This window comes from Rhizobium sp. IY2 (genome assembly GCF_047532935.1).
In the GTDB taxonomy this organism is placed as follows: Bacteria; Pseudomonadota; Alphaproteobacteria; order Rhizobiales; family Rhizobiaceae; genus Rhizobium; species Rhizobium anhuiense.
Genome location: NZ_JBLKNU010000019.1, coordinates 20,971 through 41,877, shown reverse-complemented (window position 1 = coordinate 41,877; position 20,907 = coordinate 20,971). Strand labels below are relative to the sequence as shown.

Annotated in this window: 18 protein-coding genes; 12 read left to right on the top strand and 6 right to left on the bottom strand. The window is 61.6% G+C overall.

Features of this window, described 5'->3' with window-relative positions:
• The first annotated feature begins 257 nt into the window (after positions 1–257).
• Genes ACMUVN_RS31905 through ACMUVN_RS31885 form a run of 5 tightly spaced genes read left to right on the top strand, consistent with a single transcriptional unit; the run spans position 258 to position 5,671 of the window.
• Positions 258–1,280 (top strand): UDP-glucuronic acid decarboxylase family protein, encoded by a 1,023-nt coding sequence (locus tag ACMUVN_RS31905; protein ID WP_414815973.1) that lies wholly within the window; start codon positions 258–260, stop codon positions 1,278–1,280.
• 1 nt (position 1,281) lies between these two features.
• Positions 1,282–2,265: a UDP-glucose 4-epimerase GalE gene (galE, locus tag ACMUVN_RS31900; RefSeq protein ID WP_183906594.1), complete on the top strand. Its 984-nt coding sequence runs from the start codon at positions 1,282–1,284 to the stop codon at positions 2,263–2,265.
• Positions 2,262–4,139: a glycosyltransferase family 2 protein gene (locus ACMUVN_RS31895; RefSeq protein ID WP_414815972.1), complete on the top strand. Its 1,878-nt coding sequence runs from the start codon at positions 2,262–2,264 to the stop codon at positions 4,137–4,139. The genes galE and ACMUVN_RS31895 overlap by 4 nt, the downstream gene beginning before the upstream one ends.
• A gap of 38 nt (positions 4,140–4,177) precedes the next feature.
• Positions 4,178–4,699, top strand: a complete 522-nt coding sequence (locus ACMUVN_RS31890; RefSeq protein ID WP_028756230.1) for a DUF995 domain-containing protein — start codon at positions 4,178–4,180, stop codon at positions 4,697–4,699.
• Between the two features lie 3 nt (positions 4,700–4,702).
• On the top strand, positions 4,703–5,671 hold the full coding sequence (locus ACMUVN_RS31885; RefSeq protein WP_028756229.1) for a glycoside hydrolase family 26 protein: 969 nt from the start codon (positions 4,703–4,705) through the stop codon (positions 5,669–5,671).
• A 65-nt stretch (positions 5,672–5,736) separates the two neighbouring features.
• On the opposite strand, the gene ACMUVN_RS31880 is transcribed toward ACMUVN_RS31885, so the two are convergent.
• On the bottom strand, positions 5,737–7,023 hold the full coding sequence (locus ACMUVN_RS31880; RefSeq protein WP_028758439.1) for an ABC transporter substrate-binding protein: 1,287 nt from the start codon (positions 7,021–7,023) through the stop codon (positions 5,737–5,739).
• 145 nt (positions 7,024–7,168) lie between these two features.
• Here ACMUVN_RS31880 and ACMUVN_RS31875 point away from each other — a divergent pair, with 145 nt between their 5' ends.
• From ACMUVN_RS31875 to ACMUVN_RS31865, 3 genes are read left to right on the top strand one after another with little or no spacing between them, the layout of a single operon-like run.
• A complete protein-coding gene (locus ACMUVN_RS31875; RefSeq protein ID WP_414815971.1) occupies positions 7,169–8,200 on the top strand; it encodes a LacI family DNA-binding transcriptional regulator in 1,032 nt (343 codons plus the stop codon).
• 5 nt (positions 8,201–8,205) lie between these two features.
• Positions 8,206–10,062 (top strand): DUF2264 domain-containing protein, encoded by a 1,857-nt coding sequence (locus tag ACMUVN_RS31870; RefSeq protein ID WP_029733080.1) that lies wholly within the window; start codon positions 8,206–8,208, stop codon positions 10,060–10,062.
• The gene (locus ACMUVN_RS31865; RefSeq protein WP_029733081.1) at positions 10,059–11,069 is read left to right on the top strand and encodes a hydroxyacid dehydrogenase; all 1,011 of its coding nucleotides are present in this window, start codon (positions 10,059–10,061) and stop codon (positions 11,067–11,069) included. Before ACMUVN_RS31870 ends, ACMUVN_RS31865 begins: the two co-directional genes overlap by 4 nt.
• Before the next feature lie 35 nt (positions 11,070–11,104).
• Here ACMUVN_RS31865 and ACMUVN_RS31860 read toward each other — a convergent pair whose 3' ends face one another.
• The 5 genes from ACMUVN_RS31860 to ACMUVN_RS31840 all read right to left on the bottom strand — a co-directional run bounded on the left by ACMUVN_RS31860 (position 11,105) and on the right by ACMUVN_RS31840 (position 16,409).
• Positions 11,105–12,382, bottom strand: a complete 1,278-nt coding sequence (locus ACMUVN_RS31860) for a Gfo/Idh/MocA family protein (protein ID WP_029733082.1) — start codon at positions 12,380–12,382, stop codon at positions 11,105–11,107.
• Positions 12,383–12,424: 42 nt separating this feature from the next.
• Complete coding sequence (locus ACMUVN_RS31855; RefSeq protein ID WP_029733083.1) at positions 12,425–13,255, bottom strand: sugar phosphate isomerase/epimerase family protein; 831 nt, start codon at positions 13,253–13,255, stop codon at positions 12,425–12,427.
• A 29-nt stretch (positions 13,256–13,284) separates the two neighbouring features.
• The gene (locus ACMUVN_RS31850) at positions 13,285–14,448 is read right to left on the bottom strand and encodes a dihydrodipicolinate synthase family protein (RefSeq protein WP_183906590.1); all 1,164 of its coding nucleotides are present in this window, start codon (positions 14,446–14,448) and stop codon (positions 13,285–13,287) included.
• Positions 14,449–14,451: 3 nt separating this feature from the next.
• The gene (locus ACMUVN_RS31845) at positions 14,452–15,600 is read right to left on the bottom strand and encodes a Gfo/Idh/MocA family protein (RefSeq protein ID WP_047619811.1); all 1,149 of its coding nucleotides are present in this window, start codon (positions 15,598–15,600) and stop codon (positions 14,452–14,454) included.
• 131 nt (positions 15,601–15,731) lie between these two features.
• Positions 15,732–16,409, bottom strand: a complete 678-nt coding sequence (locus ACMUVN_RS31840; RefSeq protein ID WP_168334036.1) for a TetR/AcrR family transcriptional regulator — start codon at positions 16,407–16,409, stop codon at positions 15,732–15,734.
• A gap of 251 nt (positions 16,410–16,660) precedes the next feature.
• Between ACMUVN_RS31840 and ACMUVN_RS31835 the strand changes: the two genes are divergently transcribed.
• Genes ACMUVN_RS31835 through ACMUVN_RS31820 form a run of 4 tightly spaced genes read left to right on the top strand, consistent with a single transcriptional unit; the run spans position 16,661 to position 20,890 of the window.
• On the top strand, positions 16,661–17,947 hold the full coding sequence (locus tag ACMUVN_RS31835; protein WP_029733086.1) for an ABC transporter substrate-binding protein: 1,287 nt from the start codon (positions 16,661–16,663) through the stop codon (positions 17,945–17,947).
• 6 nt (positions 17,948–17,953) lie between these two features.
• A complete protein-coding gene (locus ACMUVN_RS31830) occupies positions 17,954–18,913 on the top strand; it encodes a carbohydrate ABC transporter permease (RefSeq protein WP_028758429.1) in 960 nt (319 codons plus the stop codon).
• The gene (locus ACMUVN_RS31825; RefSeq protein ID WP_028757923.1) at positions 18,906–19,793 is read left to right on the top strand and encodes a carbohydrate ABC transporter permease; all 888 of its coding nucleotides are present in this window, start codon (positions 18,906–18,908) and stop codon (positions 19,791–19,793) included. Before ACMUVN_RS31830 ends, ACMUVN_RS31825 begins: the two co-directional genes overlap by 8 nt.
• A complete protein-coding gene (locus tag ACMUVN_RS31820; RefSeq protein WP_028757924.1) occupies positions 19,793–20,890 on the top strand; it encodes a Gfo/Idh/MocA family protein in 1,098 nt (365 codons plus the stop codon). The genes ACMUVN_RS31825 and ACMUVN_RS31820 overlap by 1 nt, the downstream gene beginning before the upstream one ends.
• Positions 20,891–20,907: the final 17 nt, after the last annotated feature.

The following is a 20,907-nucleotide window of genomic DNA, read 5'->3' as shown; positions in this document are numbered from 1 at the left end:
CGGCGGAAAAGTGTCCGGAGTGATTAATCAATTGTTACTTTGAAGAATATTTGCGTAATTATTTTGGATATCTAGAATTTTTAAAGTTGACCTTGTCGGCAATAGACTTATCATTGAAATACTAATTCAGTTATCCGAAGAATAACTCAGAAAGTTATTCAAACTTGATAGTCATAATAATGAATATCAAGGCGGATAAGGGAGATATGAAGGGCATACCCAAATCAAAAGACTAAAAACATGGGAAGGAGTTTGTAATGCGTAGTTTCGTTCCCAACGACGGCTATTCTCAAGTGTCAGACATGCCGGTGCCCCAAGGCGCGCGCACCGTCCTTGTGAATGGTGGGGCCGGCTTCCTCGGCTCTCATCTCTGCGAAAGGCTTCTGCAGCGCGGCCACAAGGTCATATGCCTTGATAATTTTTCGACCGGCCGCCGTGTGAATGTCGATCACCTTCTATCGAATAGCCGCTTCCACATCGTCGAGCACGATGTTCGCCAGCCCTTCGATATCGACGCGTCACTCATCTTCAATTTCGCCTCTCCCGCCTCTCCGCCGGATTATCAGCGGGATCCTGTGGGAACGCTGCTCACCAACGTGCTCGGTGCGGTCAACACCCTGGACTGTGCGCGAAAGACCGGTGCGATCGTCGTTCAGTCGTCGACGTCGGAGGTCTATGGCGACCCGACCCACAGCCCGCAGCACGAATCCTATTGCGGCAACGTCAACCCGATCGGGCCGCGCGGCTGCTACGACGAAGGCAAGCGCAGTGCCGAAACCCTGTTCTTCGACTATCACAGGACTTACGGCGTCGACATCAAGGTTGGCCGCATCTTCAACACCTACGGGCCACGCATGCGCCTGGACGACGGGCGGGTTGTTTCCAATTTCATCGTGCAGGCCCTGCGCAATGCCGACCTGACGATCTATGGCGATGGCGAGCAGACCCGTTCTTTCTGCTATGTCGATGATCTTATCGAGGGTTTCCTGCGTTTTTCGGCTGCCGGCAGCGCCTGCAACGGTCCGATCAACCTCGGCAACCCGACCGAAATCACCGTTCGCCGCCTGGCGGAAATCATTCGGGACCTGACGAATTCCCGTTCGCGGATCGTCCACCTGCCTGCGGTCGCCGACGACCCTCGTCAGCGGCGGCCGGATATTTCCCGGGCCATGGCAGAGCTGGACTGGCAGCCCCGCATCGGGCTCGAAACCGGTCTGGCTCGCAGCGTCGACTATTTCGACGGACTGCTGGCGGGCACAGAGAAGGCGGAGATCGTATGAGATGCCCCGCTACATTCTGGTTACCGGCGGTGCCGGTTTCATAGGCAGTCATATCTGCAAAGCGCTGTCGCGCGCCGGCATGACCCCGGTTACCTACGACAATCTGTCGACGGGACATGCCGACAGTGTCCGCTGGGGCCCCCTCATTCGGGGCGAGCTTGCCGACGCCGCCATGCTGCGCCGGACTCTCGCAGAGTTTTCGCCCGATTGCGTTATCCATTGCGGCGCCAATGCCTATGTCGGCGAATCCGTCGACATGCCGAGGAAATATTACCGCAACAACGTCGTCGGCAGTCTGACGCTGCTCGAGGCGTGCCTCGACCAGGATATCGACCGGATCGTCTTTTCGAGCAGCTGCGCCACCTATGGCGTTCCCGACTCCTTGCCGATACGAGAGGAAAGCCCGCGGTTACCGGTCAATCCCTATGGGCGCACCAAGCTGATCTTCGAGATGGCCCTCGAGGATTTTGCCGCTGCCTATGGCATCCGCTTTGCCGCGCTGCGCTATTTCAATGCGGCCGGAGCCGATCCGGACGGTGAGCTTGCCGAGCGCCACGACCCCGAAACCCATCTCATTCCTCGCGCCCTTCTCGCCGCCGCCGGCAGGCTGGAGCGGCTCGATATTTTCGGCACCGATTATGCGACCGAGGACGGAACCTGTGTTCGCGACTATATTCATGTCAGCGATCTGGCGCAGGCGCATCTCGCCGCCGTCAACCACCTGATGGCGGACGGCGGCTCGCTCAGCGTCAATCTCGGCTCCGGCCGGGGCACCTCGGTGCGCGAGATTCTCGAAGCGATCCGTCGCGCGAGCGGCCGCGAAGTTCCCGTCCGTTATCGCTCCCGCCGCATCGGCGATCCGCCGATCCTCTTTGCCAACACGGCAAGGGCAAAGGCGGAACTCGGCTTCGTGCCGGTTTTCTCGGATATCGATACGATCATCCGCACCGCCGGTCCCACCTTCGGACTGGAGATGACCGCATGAGCGACGCTTCGCAAGTTGGCCACGGCGTCGGCATGGCGAAAGCCGCCACCGCGGCCGATGCATTCGATCCTGTTTTCACCGGCTGGAACCGCGTCGCCTATGGCTTCGGCATCCTCTGCTGGCTGGCGTCGCTCGGCTATTTCTGGATCTGGTGGTGCCAGTCCGCCCATATCATTTCCTGGGCGGCTTTCGTGCTCATCACCCTCGTGCTTGCCTGGATTACGCTGGTGCCGGCCTATTTCATCCTGATCTTCCTCGATGCGAGGACGATCAGCCCACGCGCACGGCTGCCGGAAGGGCGGGTGGCAATGGTCGTCACCAAGGCGCCGTCCGAGCCCTTTGCCGTCGTCCGCGCCACGCTGCAGGCGATGCTCGACCAGGTTGGCGTCGATTTCGATGTCTGGCTGGCCGACGAGGACCCTTCGGAGGAAACCAGGCGCTGGTGTGCGGCGCACGGCGTGCTGATCTCCACCCGAAAGGGCGTGGCGGAGTATCATCGCACCATCTGGCCGCGTCGCACACGTTGCAAGGAAGGCAACCTTGCCTATTTCTACGACCACTTCGGCTATGAGCGCTACGATTTCGTCGCCCAGTTCGATGCCGACCATGTACCGACGCCGACCTATCTCCGTGAAATCCTGTGCCCCTTCACCGATCCTGAGGTCGGTTATGTCTCGGCTCCCAGCATCTGCGATGCCAACGCCGGGGCAAGCTGGGCGGCGCGCGGCAGGCTCTATGCGGAGGCAAGCCTGCATGGTTCGCTGCAGACCGGTTACAACAATGGCTGGGCGCCTCTTTGCATCGGCTCCCACTATGCGGTTCGCACATCAGCCCTTCGTCAGATCGGCGGCCTCGGTCCCGAACTTGCCGAAGACCATTCGACGACGCTGATGATGAATGCCGGCGGTTGGCGCGGCGTGCATGCCGTCGATGCGATCGCCCATGGCGACGGCCCGGCAAACTTCGCCGATCTCGTCGTCCAGGAATTCCAGTGGTCGCGCAGCCTCGTCACCATTCTGCTGCAACATTCCCGCCACCATGTCATGCACCTGCCCTGGCGGCTGCGGTTCCAGTTCGTGTTCTCGCAGCTGTGGTATCCGCTCTTTTCCGCCTTTATGGCCGTAATGTTCCTGCTGCCGGTTGCCGCGCTTCTGACGGGCCATGTCTTCGTCAATGTGACCTATCCGGAATTCCTGCAGCATTTCGTGCCGATCTCGATCGTGCTGACGCTGTTTGCCTTCTTCTGGCGGGCCACGGCGACCTTCCGGCCCTATGATGCGAAACTGTTCGGCTGGGAAGGGCTTGCCTTCATATTCCTGCGCTGGCCATGGTCGCTGGCCGGCAGCCTGGCGGCCGTTCGCGATCATATCTGCGGCTCCTTCGTCGATTTTCGCATCACGCCGAAGGGAAGGCAGCAGCAGCAGCAGCAGTCGCTGCCGCTGCGCGTCATCGCACCCTATATCGCGTTCGCCGGGATGTGCGCTGTCGCGATGGTGCTCGCCAGTGAGGCCGCTGCCGCTCAGGGCTTCTATATTTTCGCGGCGATGAATCTTTCGATCTATCTGTCACTGACGGTGCTGATCGTCATTCGCCACGCAATCGAGAACGGTCTGCCATTACGGCCGCAATCACGCGGGCTGTGGCTTGCGACGGCCATGGGGTTTGCGATCTGCATCACCGGCGGCATGCAAGCGGGTACCCATGGTCTGCACAGCCTCGAGGCCCTTTCCCACGGCCAGACGCTCGTCAGTTTTACCCAATCGCAATTTGCCGTGGCCGGGGCCGGCCTCGGCGGCGGCAAGACCAGGATAGTGAAATTCCACTTGAGATGGAATGGTTTCGGTAGAACCGACCGAGACGAACGTGGTGTGTAAGCCGGCGGAACCGGCAAGTGTCGAGTATGGAGGATGTAATGAGTATCGGATCGAGACTATGGGGAGCAGCGCTTGCTCTCAGCCTGTGTCTGCCGGTGGCGGCGCACGGCGCCGAGATCGCCAAAACGAAGGCGCCGACGCCGCTGAGCGCCTATGAGCTCTATCGGATCTACGGCGACAAGACCTGGACCTGGAATACCGGAGGCGGCCGTTTCTTCGACGATGGTCGGCGGTTCGTCGCCTGGAGCAACGACAAGGGGAAACCGTCTTTCGCCGAAGGCAAATGGGTGGTCGACGATCTCGGCCAGCTCTGCATGCGCGCTACCTGGACGAATGCCGAGGGCGCGGCCCGCGCCAGCACCTGTTTCGGGCATCGCAAGGTCGGCAACACGATCTATCAGCGGCGCCAGCCGAGCGGCGAGTGGTACGTCTTCCGCCATGCATCGGTGCGCCAGGACGATGAGTTCGGGAAGCTTGTTGCCGCCGATACCGTAAGCGCGAAGGCAAGCGAACTGAAGCAGATCCTGCTGAGCCAGGAAGTAGCCCGAAAAGGAGGGTGAGCCATGAAGAAGCTAATGAAAAACCACCTCTCGACCGCCGCGATGGCGCTGCTGTTATTGTGTGTCGCGGATCTGCCGAGCCGAAGCGAGGTGCAATATGCCGGCATTGTCCCGAACCCGGCGGCGGCCGTGCGGACGATCATCGACAAACGCCCCGTCCTTCATGCCGACGGCATCAAGTTCGGGGCCTATGATCCGCACGGCGATTTCGGCGCGCAGGCGAATGTCGCGACCGAAGCCTTGTTCCTGCCCTGGGAGGACGTCGACCTCGAAACCTTGCGCGTCGCCGACGCCTATGCGCTGGCCAGAGGCCGCAACCTGCTGATAACAGTGGAGCCCTGGTCCTGGGACGTCGATTGGCGGCTGACCTCCGCTCAGCTTCGCGCAAAGGTTTTGCGCGGCGACTACGATGTCAACATGCGTGCGATCACGCAGATGATATCCCAGCTGAAAAGCCCGGTGATTGTCCGCTGGGGGCAGGAGATGGAAGACACGTCGGGGCGGTTCTCATGGTCCGGCTGGAGCCCGCAGGACTATATCACGGCCTACAAGCGGATGATGGATATCGTCCGCGAGGAGGCGCCCGGCACACAGATCATGTGGTCGCCGAAGGGACTGCCCGGCCTCGAGGCCTATTATCCCGGCGACGATTATGTCGACCTCGTCGGACTGTCGGTCTTCGGCCTGCAGCGCTATGACGAGCTTGCCCACAATGAGCACCGCACGTTCTCGGAAGCGTTGAAGCAGGGCTATGATCTCGTCGCCGGCTACGGCAAGCCCATCTGGGTGGCGGAACTCGGTTATCAAGGTGGCGACGCCTATATGAAGCCGTGGATCGAAACTGCCACGTTGAAGCAGAGCGCCTTCCCGAATCTGCAGGAGGTGGTCTATTTCAACGATCGGGATGTGCACGCCTGGCCCTTCGATCTCGGCCGGCCGGATTGGCGCGTGGTTGAAAGCCTGGGCAACTGAGATCCAGGATAACAGAAAGGCCCGCCGGGGTTTTGCGGGCCTCTCCTCTCATATCCGGCAACAGATCAGCCTTTGATCGTTGCCTTACCCTCTTCGATGAGCCGGGTTGCCGCGTCGGCGGGCGAGACCCGTTCGAAGGCGAGTTCGTCACAGATCGGGCGAAGCACCCGCTGGTCGAATTGGGTTGCGCCCATCGGCACCGGCGGCGGATATTCGCCGACCTGATCCTTGAGCAGGTTTACGTACTTGACCGTTTCCTGCTCCGTCGGGTTGAGTTGCGGCAGGATGGCTTCGCGCACTGTCGTTGACATGGGCACACCGCGTTCCACGCCGAGAATCTTGCCGGCTTCGGGATCGTTGACGAAGAAGCTGATGAACTTCGCGGCGGCTTCGCCCTGTTTGCTCGTTGCACCCACACTCCAGATCAGTGCCGGACGGTAATAATGGCCGGATGGACCGCCCTTCTTTTCGCGCGGCAGCATGGTGATGCCGAGCTTGTTCTTGATGATCAACTGATAGCCGATCATCTGGTTGGAATAAGCCATGCCGATCACCGATTTGCCGAGACCGAGGCAATTGGTATCGATGGTATTCTGATCGAGCGTCTGCACGTCGGCAGCAACAGTGCCGCCCGCCTTGCGCAGTGTCTCCCAGTAGTCGAACCATTCCCTGGCATCGTCGGCCGTGAAGCCGAGCCCAGCGCTTTCCCTGGCAAAGAGGCTTTTGCCGCGCTGGCGCAGCCAGGCATCGAACACATAGGCATAGCGCGCCGCATAGGGGCCGCCGCCCTTGCCCGAGGACTTGGCGAGTTCTACGGCGAGCTTGGCATACTCATCCCAGGTGAGGTCGGCCGTCGGCAGCGGGATGCCTGCCTTCTCGAATTCGACCGTGTCGAAGAACATCGAGAAGGAGTTGAGACCGAGGCCGACACCATAGAGCTTGCCGTCGATGGTGGTCAGCTTCAGCATGTCGGCGCCGAAGCTGTCGACCTTCAGCGTCGAAGGGACGAATTCATCGAGCGGCAGGCAGGCGCCGCGCTTGGAATAGTCGGAAATCGTTCCCGGCTCGAGCTGAAATATGTCGGCGATCGAGCGGCCGGCCATCTGCGTTGCGAGCTTCGTCCAATAACCGTCGCCCGAAAGCGATTCACCAACAATGGTGACGCCGGGCGTCTTGGATTGATAGAGCTTGGCGACATCGAGTGTGCGCTTGGCGCGGTCGTTGGAACCCCACCACATAGCCCTGAGCTGCGCATCTTCGGCAAAGGCCGGAATGGCGCTTCCGGCGCCGAAGGCGAGGCCGGCGGCCGCACCGGCTGAACCCATCAGGAATGAACGGCGATTGACCTGCATGATATCCTCCTTGTCCCAATATGCCCCGCTGCCATCCTCCAATGGCCTGTCGGGGCATTTCGGCAAACAGGGTACGCAAAAAAATATTTATTGCAAGAAGTAATCATTTTCTTGCAAATTTGCATAACTTGCATAATGTTTGCCTATGAACGACCAAAAGATCAGACGGCCGCGTCAGGCCGATATAGCCACATTGGCCGGCGTCTCCGTCTCCACGGTGTCGCGCGTGCTTGCCAACGAACCTGGTATCAGCGAAACCGTTCGCCGCCAGATCCTGAAGGTGGCGGCCGAGCACGGCTACCCGGTCAAGCCGGCTTCCGAAGCCGTTGCCGGGGGGCTGGCGCTGATTGCCAGCGACGGCGTCACGGGCGGTCTCAGCGTTTTCTATGAAGCGATCGTCGACGGCTTGCGTGCCGGAGCCGTCGACGCAGGCATGCCGTTCGAGGTCCGGCTGGTCCGGGAGGATCGCACCACGCCGGATGCCGTGCGCGACCATATGCAGGCGGCAGGCGTCGAAGGTCTCTTCCTCGTCGGCATCGATCCGAACGAGATGTTGCGCGGCTGGCTGCAAGCCGGCATGACGCCGACCGTTCTTGTCAACGGCACCGATCCCAGGATGCAGTTCGATGGCGTTTCGCCGGCTAATTTCTTTGGAGCCTATGAGGCGACCAGCCGGTTGACCAAGGCCGGCCATCGCCGCATCCTGCATCTGAGCGGCTCCCACCGCCATACGATCCGGGAGCGCGTGCGCGGTTTCGAGGCGGCGATCGCCGCCGTCCCCGGTGCCGAGGGCCGTTTTGTGTCCATGACGCTGCAGGGCAGCGCCAGCCGCGAGGCCCATGAACACACGGCTGCGATCCTTGCCGAAAATGCCGGTTTCACCGCCGCCTTCTGCATGAATGATTTCATCGCCGTCGGCGTGCTCGAGGCGGTCACCGAAGCCGGTCTGCGTGTGCCGGAAGATTTCGCGATCGTCGGCTTCGATGATCTGCCCTGCGCGCTGATGACCAATCCGCAGCTTTCCACCATGCGCGTCGACCGCGCCGCTCTCGGGCGCGAGGCCGTTTCGCTGATGCTGTCCCGTTTCCGCGACAGGACGGCACCGGCGCGCCACATCTGCCAGGCAGTCGTTCCCGTTCCGGGAGGGACCGTTGTGAACGTCGAACCCCGTGAGTGACGCCGATGACCTATGATCCCGCCAGCGCCAACCCGCTCGCAGGCAATCCGCTCGAAACCCGTGCCGATATGAGCCGCGCCCTCCTTGATCTGTTCGATCCGCTGCTTCCCTGCTTTTCGAAGGACAATGCCCGCGTCAGGTTGAGCGGCACCGCCGCCCATTTCGACCGGGCGGCGGCCGACCTCGAAGGCTTCGCCCGGCCGCTCTGGGGATTGGCGCCGCTTGGTGCCGGCAACGGCGACTTTGCCCATTGGCATCGTTTCGCCGAAGGCCTCGCAAACGGCACCGATCCCGCCCATCCCGAATATTGGGGAACGGTCAATGGCCGCGATCAGCGGATGGTCGAGCTTGCCGCTCTCGGTTTTGCCCTGGCGCTGGTGCCGGAAAAGATCTGGGAACCGCTCGATGCGCGTGCCCGCGGCAATGTGATCGCCTATCTCAAGCATGTCAGGCAGTTCGACTATGCCGACAACAACTGGAAATTCTTCCGGATTTTCGTCGACATCGCGCTCGATCGTCTCGGCGCCGATTTCGACCGCAGCCTGACGCGGCAATATCTGCAGGAACTCGAAGGCTTCTATATCGGCGACGGCTGGTATCGCGACGGCAACGTGCGCCGCATCGACCATTACATTCCCTTTGCCATGCATTTCTATGGCCTGATCTATTCGAAGCTCGTCGACGACGATTATGCAAAGCGCTATCGCGAGCGCGCGATCCTTTTTGCCCGGGATTTCCGGCATTGGTTTGCCGCGGACGGGGCGACGATCCCCTTCGGCCGCAGTCTGACCTATCGCTTCGCCTGCGCCGGCTTCTGGTCGGCGCTTGCCTTTGCCGATGTTGAAGCTCTGCCCTGGGGTGAGGTCAAGCATCTCTGCCTGCAGCATCTGCGCTGGTGGAAGGACAAGCCGATTGCCGATCGCGACGGCGTGCTGTCGATCGGTTTCGGCTATCCAAACCTGCTGATGTCCGAAAGCTACAATTCCACCGGTTCGCCCTATTGGGCCTTCAAGGCCTTCCTGCCGCTGGCGATCGCGGAGGATCATCCATTCTGGACCGCGACGGAAAAAGCGCCGGAGCAGGCGCCTGAGGTCGTTCCCCAGCACCATCCCGGCATGGTGATCATGCGGGCGGGCGGCGATGTCGTGGCGCTATCCTCCGGCCAGGAAAATCTGCAGATGCGGTTCGGCACGGAAAAATACGCCAAGTTCGCCTATTCCGCCCGCTACGGCTTCAGCGTCGAGGCCGATGAGCGCGCCTTTGCGCTCGCCGCCTTTGATTCGATGCTGGCCTTCAGCGATGACGGCCTGCACTACCGGGTGCGCGAAACGAACGAGGAGGCCAGGCTCGCAGGCGACGTGCTTTTTGCGAAATGGTCGCCTTTCCCGGATGTCGGCGTCGAAACCTGGCTCGTGCCCGCAGTACCTTGGCATATCCGCCTCCACCGGGTGAGGACAAGCCGGCCGCTGCGGATTGCCGAAGGCGGATTTGCCATCGGTCGCCGGGATTTCGAGCTGGATAGGCTGTCCGCCTCGAATGGGGTTGCCTATGCAATCGGCGAGGCCGATTTCACCGGCATTCTCGATCTCGGCTCTTCGGTGAAACGGTCCGGGCTCGTCCAGAAGGCAATGCCCAACACCAATGTGATCGTTGCGAAAACCCTCGTGCCGCAGCTGCGCGGCCAGATTCCGGCCGGCGAAACCATCCTGGTGACGGCGGTGCTGGGGCTTGACAATCCCGCTGCCGTTTCGTCTGCCTGGACAAGACCGCCGAAAGCGCCTGACATTACGGCGCTGGAGGCCGTGGTGAGGGAAAGGGGCGTGACGGTGAGCGCCATCGAAGCGCCGGGGCAGATGCCATGAGCCATCCGGCGATTGTCCTTGCCATGCAGCCGTCGCGCACCGAGCATGTCTTGCCGGATGAGGTTCTGCGCCGGCTGGACGGCATCGGCCGCCTGCTGGACGCTAAACCGCTGCAGCGTTTCGACGACGAGCGTGCGAGGCGTCTGCTGGCCCAGGCCGAAATCCTGATCACCGGCTGGGGCGGACCCTATGCCGGGACCGAAATGCTTACCGCGGCGCCGCACCTCAAGCTCATCGTTCATGCTGCGGGCACGGTCAAGGGCGTCATCGACGACGCCATCTTCGCGGCCGGTATCCCGGTCAGCCATGCGGCCGAGGCCAACGCCGTGCCGGTTGCCGAATTCACGCTTGCCGCGATCATCTTCGCCGGCAAGCGGGTCTTCCGTTTCCGCGATCTCTATGTCGCCGATCGCAACCGCGACCGGACCCATTCGATGCAGCGTCAGGCGATCGGAAATTACCGCCGCACCGTCGGCATCGTCGGCGCTTCGCGCATCGGTCGGCGCGTCATCGAGCTGTTGAAACCCTTCGACTACAGGCTGCTGCTCTCCGATCCCACGCTCGATGCCGCCGAGGCGGCCTGCCTCGGAGCGGAAAAGGTCGAGCTCGACGAATTGATGCGGCAAGCCGATATCGTTTCCCTGCATGCGCCGTCGCTGCCCTCGACGCAGCATATGATCGATGCGCGAAGGCTGTCGCTGATGAAGGACGGGGCGACACTCATCAACACGGCGCGCGGCATTCTTATCGATGAGGCCGCACTGCTCTCAGTGCTGAAGAGCGGCCGCATCGACGCGGTCATCGACGTCACCGATCCGGAGATCCCTGAGCCCGATTCTGCTTTCTACGATCTGCCGAATGTCTTTCTGACGCCGCATATTGCCGGCGCCGTCGGCCTGGAACGGGCGCGCCTCGGCGAGATGGCGGCTGACGAGGTCGAGCGCTTCGTGGCCGGTCGGCCGCTGCTCTACCAAATCCGCCGGGAGAATCTCGAAAACATCGCCTGACGCGTGCCTCGCCGAGCGAGCTTACACAGCAGGCGTCAGCGTGACGACCTCAGCGAATTCGGCGAACCGTCATTGGCAAGCTCAGGCATCAGCTCGGCGATGTCGACCACCTTGCCGGTGCGCGAGCTCGTCAGCGCGGCAATACCGCAAAGCACGGACATGGCGCCCGCCCGCGTGCCGGCGCGCTGCGCGAGCCTGTCTTCCATATCCGGCTTGAAGATCATGTTGCGCATCCGGTCGTCGCCGCCGTAATGGCCGCCGGTGAAATGCGGAACGACGATGCGCTCCACCGCCTCCTTGCCGTTCGGGAAATTCCGGATCAGCAGAATCGTGTCCTGCTTCGGCTCTTCCCAGGGCTGGGCCTCGTATTGGCGAAGCTCGATCCGCCCCTTGGTGCCGTTGAAGGCGAGGTGATGGCCTTCGATCGGCTGGAAAGTGTTCAGCGAATAGGAGACGTGGACGTTGTTGCGGTAACGGAGCGACACCACCATCGTATCGGGAATGTCGATGTCCTCGCGGAAGACGCAGCCGTCGCGGAAGTAGCCGTCGATCTTCGAGGGATCCTCGTAGAGCTGGTCGAGGAAGGGATCGGCTTCAAGATCGAGATAGTAGTCGCATTCCTGCGTGTGCGGACAGAGCTTGCAGCGGGGCCCGCGGAACGGGCCCTTGCGGCCGTAATTCTGCAGGTCGGCAAACGAGGTGACGGACTCCGGATCGCTGTCGAGATACCAGTTCAGCAGATCGAAATGATGCGTTGCCTTGTGGACGAATAGGCTGCCGGAATTTTCCGTATAGGCGTGCCAGCGACGGAAGTAGTCGGCGCCGTGCTTGGTGTTGAGATACCAGTGGAAGTCGACTGAGGTCACCCGGCCGATCTCGCCGGCGTTCAGCAGTTCCTTGATCTTGCCGGCCGTCGGCGCATAGCGATAATTGAAGGAGACGTCGACCCGGCGGCCGGTGCGCTTTTCTGCGTCGAGAATCCGGCGAATTTTCTCGATCGAGGTGGTCATCGGCTTTTCGGTGATGACATCGATGCCGGACTCCAGCGCCCGCACAATGATATCGTCATGCGTATGGTCGGGCGTGCAGACGATGACCAGATCCGGCTTCTGCTCGACGAGCATGGAATCGATATTGTCATAGAGCGGCGCGTTGCTGCCGATCATGTTGCGGGCGCGCTCGCCGCGCAGCGAATTCTTCTCGACGATGGCTGTGAGGTCGACATGTTCGCGCCAGCCGGCCAGCAGATCCTTGCCCCACATGGTGGTGCCGCGGTTCCCGGTGCCGATCAGGGCAAAACGGCGTTTCTCCATCGAATGATCCTCCTGCATGCGTGATGAAACAATTATTGAAAATCAGATCTGGCAGCAGCTCCGGAAGCGTTCGACGCAGGTGGCGATCACCTCGTCGGCCGGGCGTTTCCACCAGGTCTCGGCCGAGAAGATCTCCACCTCCTGCGCGCCGAAGAAGCCGGCGGCCTCGATCATTCGTCTTATGCCTTTGAGGTCGATCACGCCATCGCCCATCATGCCGCGGTCGAGCAGCATATCCCGGGTCGGCACCAGCCAGTCGCAGATGTGATGGGCAAAGATGCGTTTCATGCGGCCCGCTCGAGCAATCTGGTTGGCAAGATCGGGGTCCCACCAGACATGGTAGACATCGATCGCCACCCCGACATCCTCGCCAAGCGGCTCGCACATGTCGAGCGCCTGACCGAGCGTGTTCACGCAGGCGCGGTCGGCGGCATACATCGGATGCAGCGGTTCGATCGCGAGCTTCATGCCGGCCGCCTGCGCATGCGGCAGCACGGCGGCAATGCCGTCGAACACCATCTGACGGGCCGCAACGATATCCTTCGAACTGCCCGGCAGGCCGCCGACGACGAGCACGAGGCAGTCGGCTGAAAATGCGGCCGCCTCGTCGATGGCGCGCCTGTTGTCGTCGAGATTTTTCTGCCAGTCGGCATTATTTGCCGCCGGGAAGAAACCGCCGCGGCAAAGCCCGGTCAGCTTGATGCCGTTCGATTTGACGATGCGCACCGCCTCGTCAAGACCGACCTTGGCGACCTGATCGCGCCAGGGCGCGATCGAGGTGATGCCGTGTTTCAGGCAGATGTCGACGGCTTCGGCAAAGCCACATTGCTCGCGGATCGTCGCCAGATTGATCGAAAGTCCTTCGACCTGCATGTCATTCTCCTCCCAGCCGGTGTCCCGCTTCAGTTGACGCCGTGGACGGCGAGCACCTGGCGCATGCGGCTTGCGGCGAGTTCGGGGTCGGCCAGCACCCGCGCTTTGTCGGCGAGACGGAAAAGCTCCGCCAGGTGCGCCAGCGAGCGAGTGCTCTGCTGTCCGCCGACCATGACGAAATGATCCTGCAGACCGTTGAGATAGGCGAGGAAGACGACGCCGGTCTTGTAGAAGCGCGTCGGCGCCTTGAAGATGTGGCGCGACAGCGGTACGGTCGGCTCCAGCAGATCGAAGAATTCATGGTTGCTCTTGCGGCCGAGCGCTTCGAGGGCCGCCGAAGCTGCCGGCGCGATCGCATCGAAAATACCGAGCAGCGCGTCGGAATGGCCCGCTTCGTCGCCGGCGATCAGTTCGGCATAGTTGAAATCGTCGCCTGTATACATGCGCACGCCCTTCGGCAGTTGGCGGCGCATCGCCACTTCCTTCTCCTTGGAGAGCAGCGAGATCTTGATGCCGTCGACCTTGTCGGCATGGGCCCTAATCACCTCGAGGCAGGTCTCCATGGCTTTCAGATGGTCGCCATTGCCCCAATACCCCTCGAGCGCCGGATCGAACATTTCGCCGAGCCAATGGATGATGACAGGGTCTTTCACCTGGCGGAGGATGCGGTCGTAGACGCTGACATAGTCGTCCGGCCCCTTGGCGGCGGCGGCAAGTGCCCGGCTCGCCATCAGGATGATGCGGCCGCCGGCCGCCTCCACCGTTTCGATCTGCTCCTCATAGGCCCTGAGAATAGTGTCGACGGTGACGTCGGGGCCAGGCGTCAGATGATCGGTGCCGGCCCCGCAGGCAATCATCGCATCCTTGCGCCCGGCCGCTTCATCAAGCGCCCGGCGGATCAGCTCGCGCGCTTCCGGCCAGCCCAGGCCCATGCCGCGCTGCGCCGTATCCATCGCCTCGGCAACGCCGAGGCCGAGATCCCAGAGCCGGTGGCGGAAGGCAAGCGTCCGCTCCCAGTCGATCGCCGGCGTCAGCCACGGATCGTTGTCGGCAAGCGGATCGGCAACGACATGAGCGGCGGCAAAGGCGATGCGCGGAAAGGCCTTGGCGTCGCGCTTGGCGACCGCGATCGGCGTGCCGGTCAGCGTATAGGGGACGATCTTGCCGTCGAGGGGGAGATTGATCGTCGTCACGGTTCAGAGCTCCAGTGCGGGAACGTCGAGCCAGCGGCGTTCGGCCCAGGATTTCAGGCCGAGCTCGGCGAGCTGCACGCCCTTGGCGCCGGCTTCCAGGCCATAGGGCCACGGCGCATCTTCGACGACATGGCGGATGAACATTTCCCACTGCGCCTTGAAGCCGTTGTCGAAGGCCTGGGTGTCCGGAACCTCGTCCCAGGTCTTGTAGAAGTCGATCGTCTGCGGTTGATCCGGGTTCCAGACCGGCTTCGGCGTGTTGACGCGGTGCTGGCTCCAGCATTTCGTCAGGCCGGCGACGGCCGAACCATGGGTGCCGTCGACCTGGAAGGTGACGAGATCGTCACGACGGACGCGCACCGCCCAGGAGGAATTGATCTGCGCGATCGCGCCGCCCTCGAGCTCGAAGGTCGCATAGGCCGCATCATCCGTATCGCAATCATAGGGCTTGCCCTGTTCGTCAATGCGGCGCGGAATATGCGTTGCGCCAAGGCAGGAGACGGCCTTCACTTCGCCGAACAGATTGTCGAGCACGTAACGCCAGTGGCAGAGCATGTCGAGAATGATGCCGCCGCCGTCGCCCTTGCGGTAGTTCCAGGACGGACGCTGGGCGGGCACGCCCCAATCGCCTTCGAAGACCCAGTAGCCGAATTCGCCGCGCACCGAGAGGATCTTGCCGAAGAAGCCGGAATCCTTGAGCAGCGCCAGCTTGCGCAGGCCGGGCAGGAAAAGCTTATCCTGCACGACGCCGTGCTTGAGGCCCGAGCGGCGCGCCTTGCGGGCAAGGTCGACCGCCACTTGCAGGTCGTCGGAGATCGGCTTTTCGCAATAGACGTGCTTGCCGGCATCGAGCGCCTTGGACAGCAGCTCGGCGCGCATCAACGTCGTGCCGGCGTCGAAGAAGATCGTGTCGTCGGGATTGGCGAGCGCGGCGTCGAGATCGGTCGACCAGCGCTTGATGCCGTGCCTCTTCGCCAGCTCTTCCATCTTGGCGCCGTTGCGGCCGACGATGATCGGGTCGATCTCGAGTTTCTCGCCCGATTTCAGCGTGATGCCGCCCTGATCGCGGAAGGCGAGGATCGAACGCACCAGGTGCTGATTGTAACCCATACGGCCGGTAACGCCGTGCAAGATGATCCCCAAGCGTGCCATTTTTTCCTCCCTGGAATCTTTTGCGGCGGGGAGCGGGCATTTGCCCCCCCCTCCCGAGCCGGTAACTAAACAGTTACTTGATGGCAGAAGAGCGGCGCGGCTGTCAAGAGTCGAATCCGACTTTCAGAGACTCAGCGCTTGATCGAGGTGAGCGTGACGTGGACGATATGCCTTTCCCAGGCATTGAGATGAGTCGGCTCGATCAGGTCGCGGCCGAAGATCGTCGAAAGCGTGTACTGGTTCGACAGGTAGAAATAACCGAGTGAGGCGATTGTCAGGTAGACATGCAGGGGATCGGCGGTTTCGATGAAGACACCCTGTTTCTTTCCCTGCTCGAGCACTTGAGAAAGCTCGCCGATCAGATGCGAATGCAGTTCCTTGAGCCGGACTGACTGGCGCAGCCAGCGGGCGCGATGCAGATTTTCTGTGCCGAGCAGGCTGAGGAATTCCGGGTGCTGGAGAAAATAACGCCAGGTGAACAACGCCAGTTCGCCGATGCCCTCCTCCGGGCTGCGGTCGCCGATATGAAGCGCGCGCTCGGCGGTACGGATGCCGACATAAGCTTCTTCGAGCACGCGGAGATAGAGCTGCTCCTTGTCGCCGAAATAATGATAGAGCATGCGCTTGTTGGTGCCGGCGCGTTCGGCGATGGCGTCGACGCGGGCCCCGCCCATGCCGTTTTCGGCGAATTCCCGGGTTGCCGCCTCAAGGATCGCGGCGCGCGTCCGCTCCGGATCGCGTTGCGTCGTCCGTTCCTGAGGTGGGCGTCGAGACCTTTTCTTCTCCCCATTCTCCCCGCTGTCGTTCATCGCTCCACCTCCGTCTCGCATGTTGCGCTCATAAGCCTTCGGTGCGAAATTGTAAAAACCGAATTTGCAGGGCTCAAACAGCCGGAGCACGATGTCGCCCGAAACCGCTCACACTTTTCGGCACCACGCTCTAGCCGACACCGCTTGACACACTTGCCGCTTTGCTCGTAGCTTGTAACCAATTAGTTATTTATGCAAGGGTAACTAGTTTCGGAAGCGTGTGGAGGCGCTTCCCTTTGGAGGAGGAAAAAATGACCCTACGTGTAAGCAGACGTAATTTCGTTGCGGGAGGGGCCACGCTCCTTTCGCTCTCGGCGCTTGGAACCAGCGCTTTGGCACAGGAAAAGCGCTTGCGTCTCCTGTGGTGGGGCTCGCAGCCACGCGCAGATCGTACCAACAAGGTATCGCAGCTCTATCAGTCTAAGAATTCGGGCACGTCGATCACCGGCGAATTCCTCGGCTGGGGCGATTACTGGCCGCGCCTTGCGACCCAGGTCGCCGGTCGCAACGCGCCCGACGTCATCCAGATGGATTACCGCTATATCGTTCAGTATGCCCGGCGCGGCGCGCTTGCCCCGCTCGAATCCTATATGCCGGCCAAGCTCAACCTCGACGATTTCGACAAGGCGCAGATCGAAGGCGGCAGCGTCGACGGCCATCTCTATGGCGTCAGCCTCGGCGCGAATTCGGCCGCCACGGTCCTGAACACCACCGCCTTCAAGGAAGCCGGCGTCGATCTGCCGACGCAGGCGACCACTTGGGAAGAATTCGCCCGCATGGGTGCGGAGATCACCAAGGCCGGTAAACGCAAGGGCATGTTCGGCATGGCCGACGGCAGCGGCGGTGAACCACTGTTCGAAAACTGGCTGCGCCAGCGCGGCAAGGCGCTTTATACTGCCGACGGCAAGATCGCCTTCGGCGTGGACGACGCCTCGGAATGGTACGACATGTGGGCCAAGTTCCGTGAGGCCGGCGCCTGCGTTCCCGCCGATGTCCAGGCTCTCGACAAGAACGATATCGACACCAACACGGTCTCGCTCGGCAAGTCGGCTGCCGGTTTTGCCCATTCCAACCAGTTCGTCGCCTATCAGGCAATGAACAAGGACAAGCTGGCGCTGACCAACTATATGCGGATCAAGGCGGATTCGAAGGGTGGCCATTATCGCAAGCCTTCGATGTTCTTCTCGGTCTCGGCCCAGTCGCAAGCGGTCGACCTGGCCGTGGACTACGTCAATTTCTTCGTCAAGAACCCCGAGGCAGCGGTCCTCCTGGATGTCGAACGCGGCATTCCGGAATCGAGCGCCATGCGCGAGGTCGTCGCGGCGAAGCTCGATGAGAACGGCAAGGTTCCGCTGGAATATGTCAGCGGCCTTGGCGATCTCGCCGGCAAATTGCCGCCGCCGCCGCCCGCCGGCGCCGGTGAAGGCGAACTGATGCTGCGTAACATCGCCGAACAGGTGGCCTTCGGACAGCTATCTCCTGCCGATGGCGGCAAACAGCTTGTCACCGAAATCACGCAGATTCTCGCACGAGGCTGATCCCGTATGAGCAATGCGATGCGCACGCCCGCAGGGGCCATAAATGTGGAAAGATATCAGGGGGCCGTGGCCGAAGGACGTTTCAGGCGTCTCTGGAACGCCAATGCTCCCGGCTATCTCTTCCTTCTTCCATGGCTCATCGGCTTTTTCGGGCTGACGCTCGGGCCGGCCCTGATTTCGCTCTACCTCTCCTTCACCGACTTCGACATGCTGCAGTCGCCGAGGTGGGTGGGAATAGCGAATTACGTGCGCATCGCCACGGCGGATCCGAAATTTTCGGCCGCCATGCACGTCACCTTGACCTATGTCGTCTTCTCCGTCCCGTTCAAACTGACCTTCGCCTTGCTGGTCGCCATGGCGCTGAACCGCGGCCTGCGCGGGTTGCCGATCTATCGGGCCATCTTCTATCTCCCCTCATTGCTGGGCGGCAGCGTGGCGATCGCCGTGCTCTGGCGTCAGCTTTTCGCCAGCGATGGCCTCGTCAATGCCGCGCTCTCGCATTTCGGCATCGAAGGTCCGAGCTGGATCTCGCATCCGAACTATTCGATCTACACGCTGGTGGCGCTGTCGGTCTGGCAGTTCGGCTCGCCGATGATTATTTTCCTGGCCGGCCTGCGCCAGATCCCGCAGGACATGTATGAGGCGGCCAGCCTCGACGGCGCCTCGAAATTCCGGCAATTCTACAAGATCACCCTGCCGCTTCTGACGCCGGTGATCTTCTTCAATGCCGTCGTCCAGACGATCGAAGCCTTCAAGGCCTTCACGCCGGCCTTCATCATATCAGGCGGCACGGGCGGCCCGATCAACTCGACGCTGTTCTACACGCTCTACCTCTATCAGGAAGCCTTCGGCAATTTCCGCATGGGCTATGCCTCGGCGCTTGCCTGGATCCTGGTGGTGATCATCGCGATCTTCACCGCTTTCTCCTTCCTGACCTCGCGTTATTGGGTGCACTACGATGACTGAGATGACCGCTTCCGTCACTGCGGCCAGGCCGCCATCGGATATCAACAAACGCAGCCTGCCGGGGTCGCTCATCATCCACGCCCTGCTGATCGCCGCGTCGCTTCTCATGCTCTATCCGCTGTTGTGGATGGTTTCGGCATCGGTCAGACCGGAAAACGAGATCTTCTCCTCGACCTCGCTTATCCCGTCGTCGATCGATCTCTCCTCCTATGCGCGCGGCTGGGTCGGCCTCGATGTCAGCTTTGGCCGGTTCTTCTGGAATTCGCTCGTCATCTCGCTGCTGGTGGTGACCGGCAATGTTATCGCCTGTTCGCTGACGGCCTTCGCCTTTGCGCGGCTGCGTTTTGCCGGCCGGAACTTCTGGTTCGCGATCATGCTCGGCACGCTGATGATCCCCTATCACGTGACGCTGATCCCACAATATGTGCTCTTCCTCAACCTCGGCTGGGTTAACACCATCCTGCCGCTCGTCGTGCCGAAGTTCCTGGCAAGCGATGCCTTCTTCATCTTCCTGATGGTGCAGTTCTTCCGCGGCATCCCGCGCGAACTCGATGAGGCGGCGATGATGGATGGCTGCAGCGCCTGGCGCATCTACTGGAAGATCATGCTGCCGCTGTCGCTGCCGGTGCTGGCGACGGCCGCCATCTTCTCCTTCATCTGGACCTGGGACGATTTCTTCGGTCCGCTGATCTACCTGAACGACATGAACACCTATACGATCCAGCTCGGCCTGCGCACCTTCGTGGATTCCACCAGCGCATCGGATTGGGGTGGCCTGTTCGCCATGTCGACTCTGACGCTGGTGCCGGTCTTCTTCTTCTTCCTGTTCTTCCAGCGCCTTCTGATCGAGGGCATCGCCACGACGGGCATGAAGCGCTGATGGCGGCAACGGGAAAGAACGAGATGAGCATCAGGACGGTCGCGATTGTCGGCTGCGGTATCGGCCGCTCCCATATCGTCGAGGGTTATTTGCCGCATGCCGACAAGTTCAAGGTCGCGGCAATCTGCGACCTGAATGAACAGCGTCTGGCGGCCGTCGGCGACGAGTTCGGCATCGAACGGCGTACCACCTCCTTCGCCGAGCTGCTCGCCGACGACACGATCGACATCATCGATATCTGCACCCCGCCGGGCATCCATCTGGAGCAGGTGGTCGCCGCGCTCGCCGCCGGTAAACATGTCGTTTGCGAAAAGCCGCTGACCGGTTCGCTTGCCGGCGTCGATACCATCATGGAAGCGGAAAGGAACGCCAAAGGCGTGCTGATGCCGATCTTCCAATACCGCTATGGCGACGGTATCCAGAAGGCCAAGCGGATCATCGACGCCGGTATTGCCGGCAAAGCCTATACGGCCTCGGTCGAAACCTTCTGGCTGCGCAAGCCGGAATATTACGCCGTGCCCTGGCGCGGCAAATGGGCGACGGAACTCGGCGGTGTGCTCGTCACCCATGCCCTGCATCTGCACGACATGCTGATGCATCTCATGGGTCCGGCGGCAAGGGTCTTCGGCCGCGTCGCCACCCGCGTCAACGATATCGAGGTCGAGGATTGCGCCTCCGCCAGCCTGCTGATGGAAAACGGCGCCTTCGTCTCGCTGTCCTGCACGCTTGGTTCGCAGGAGCAGATGAGCCGGCTTAGGCTGCATTTCGAGAATGTCACTTTCGAAAGCACCCATGAGCCCTACACACCAGGCAAGGATCCCTGGAAGATCATCGCCGCGAATGACGACGTGCAGGAAAAGATCGACCGGGTGGTCGGCGACTGGCAGCCGGTCGCGCCGCGCTTCACCACCCAGATGGGCCAGTTCCATGCCTTCCTCAGCGGTCAAGGACCGCTGCCGGTGACAACGACGGACGCGCGCCGCGCGCTGGAACTCGTCACCGCCATCTACCAGTCTTCCGACAGCGGCGCTGAAGTGCCGCTGCCGGTCGGTCCCGACAGTCCGAAATACGCCGATTGGCGCGCAAGAACGAAGTAATCGGCAAAAGAGAGGTT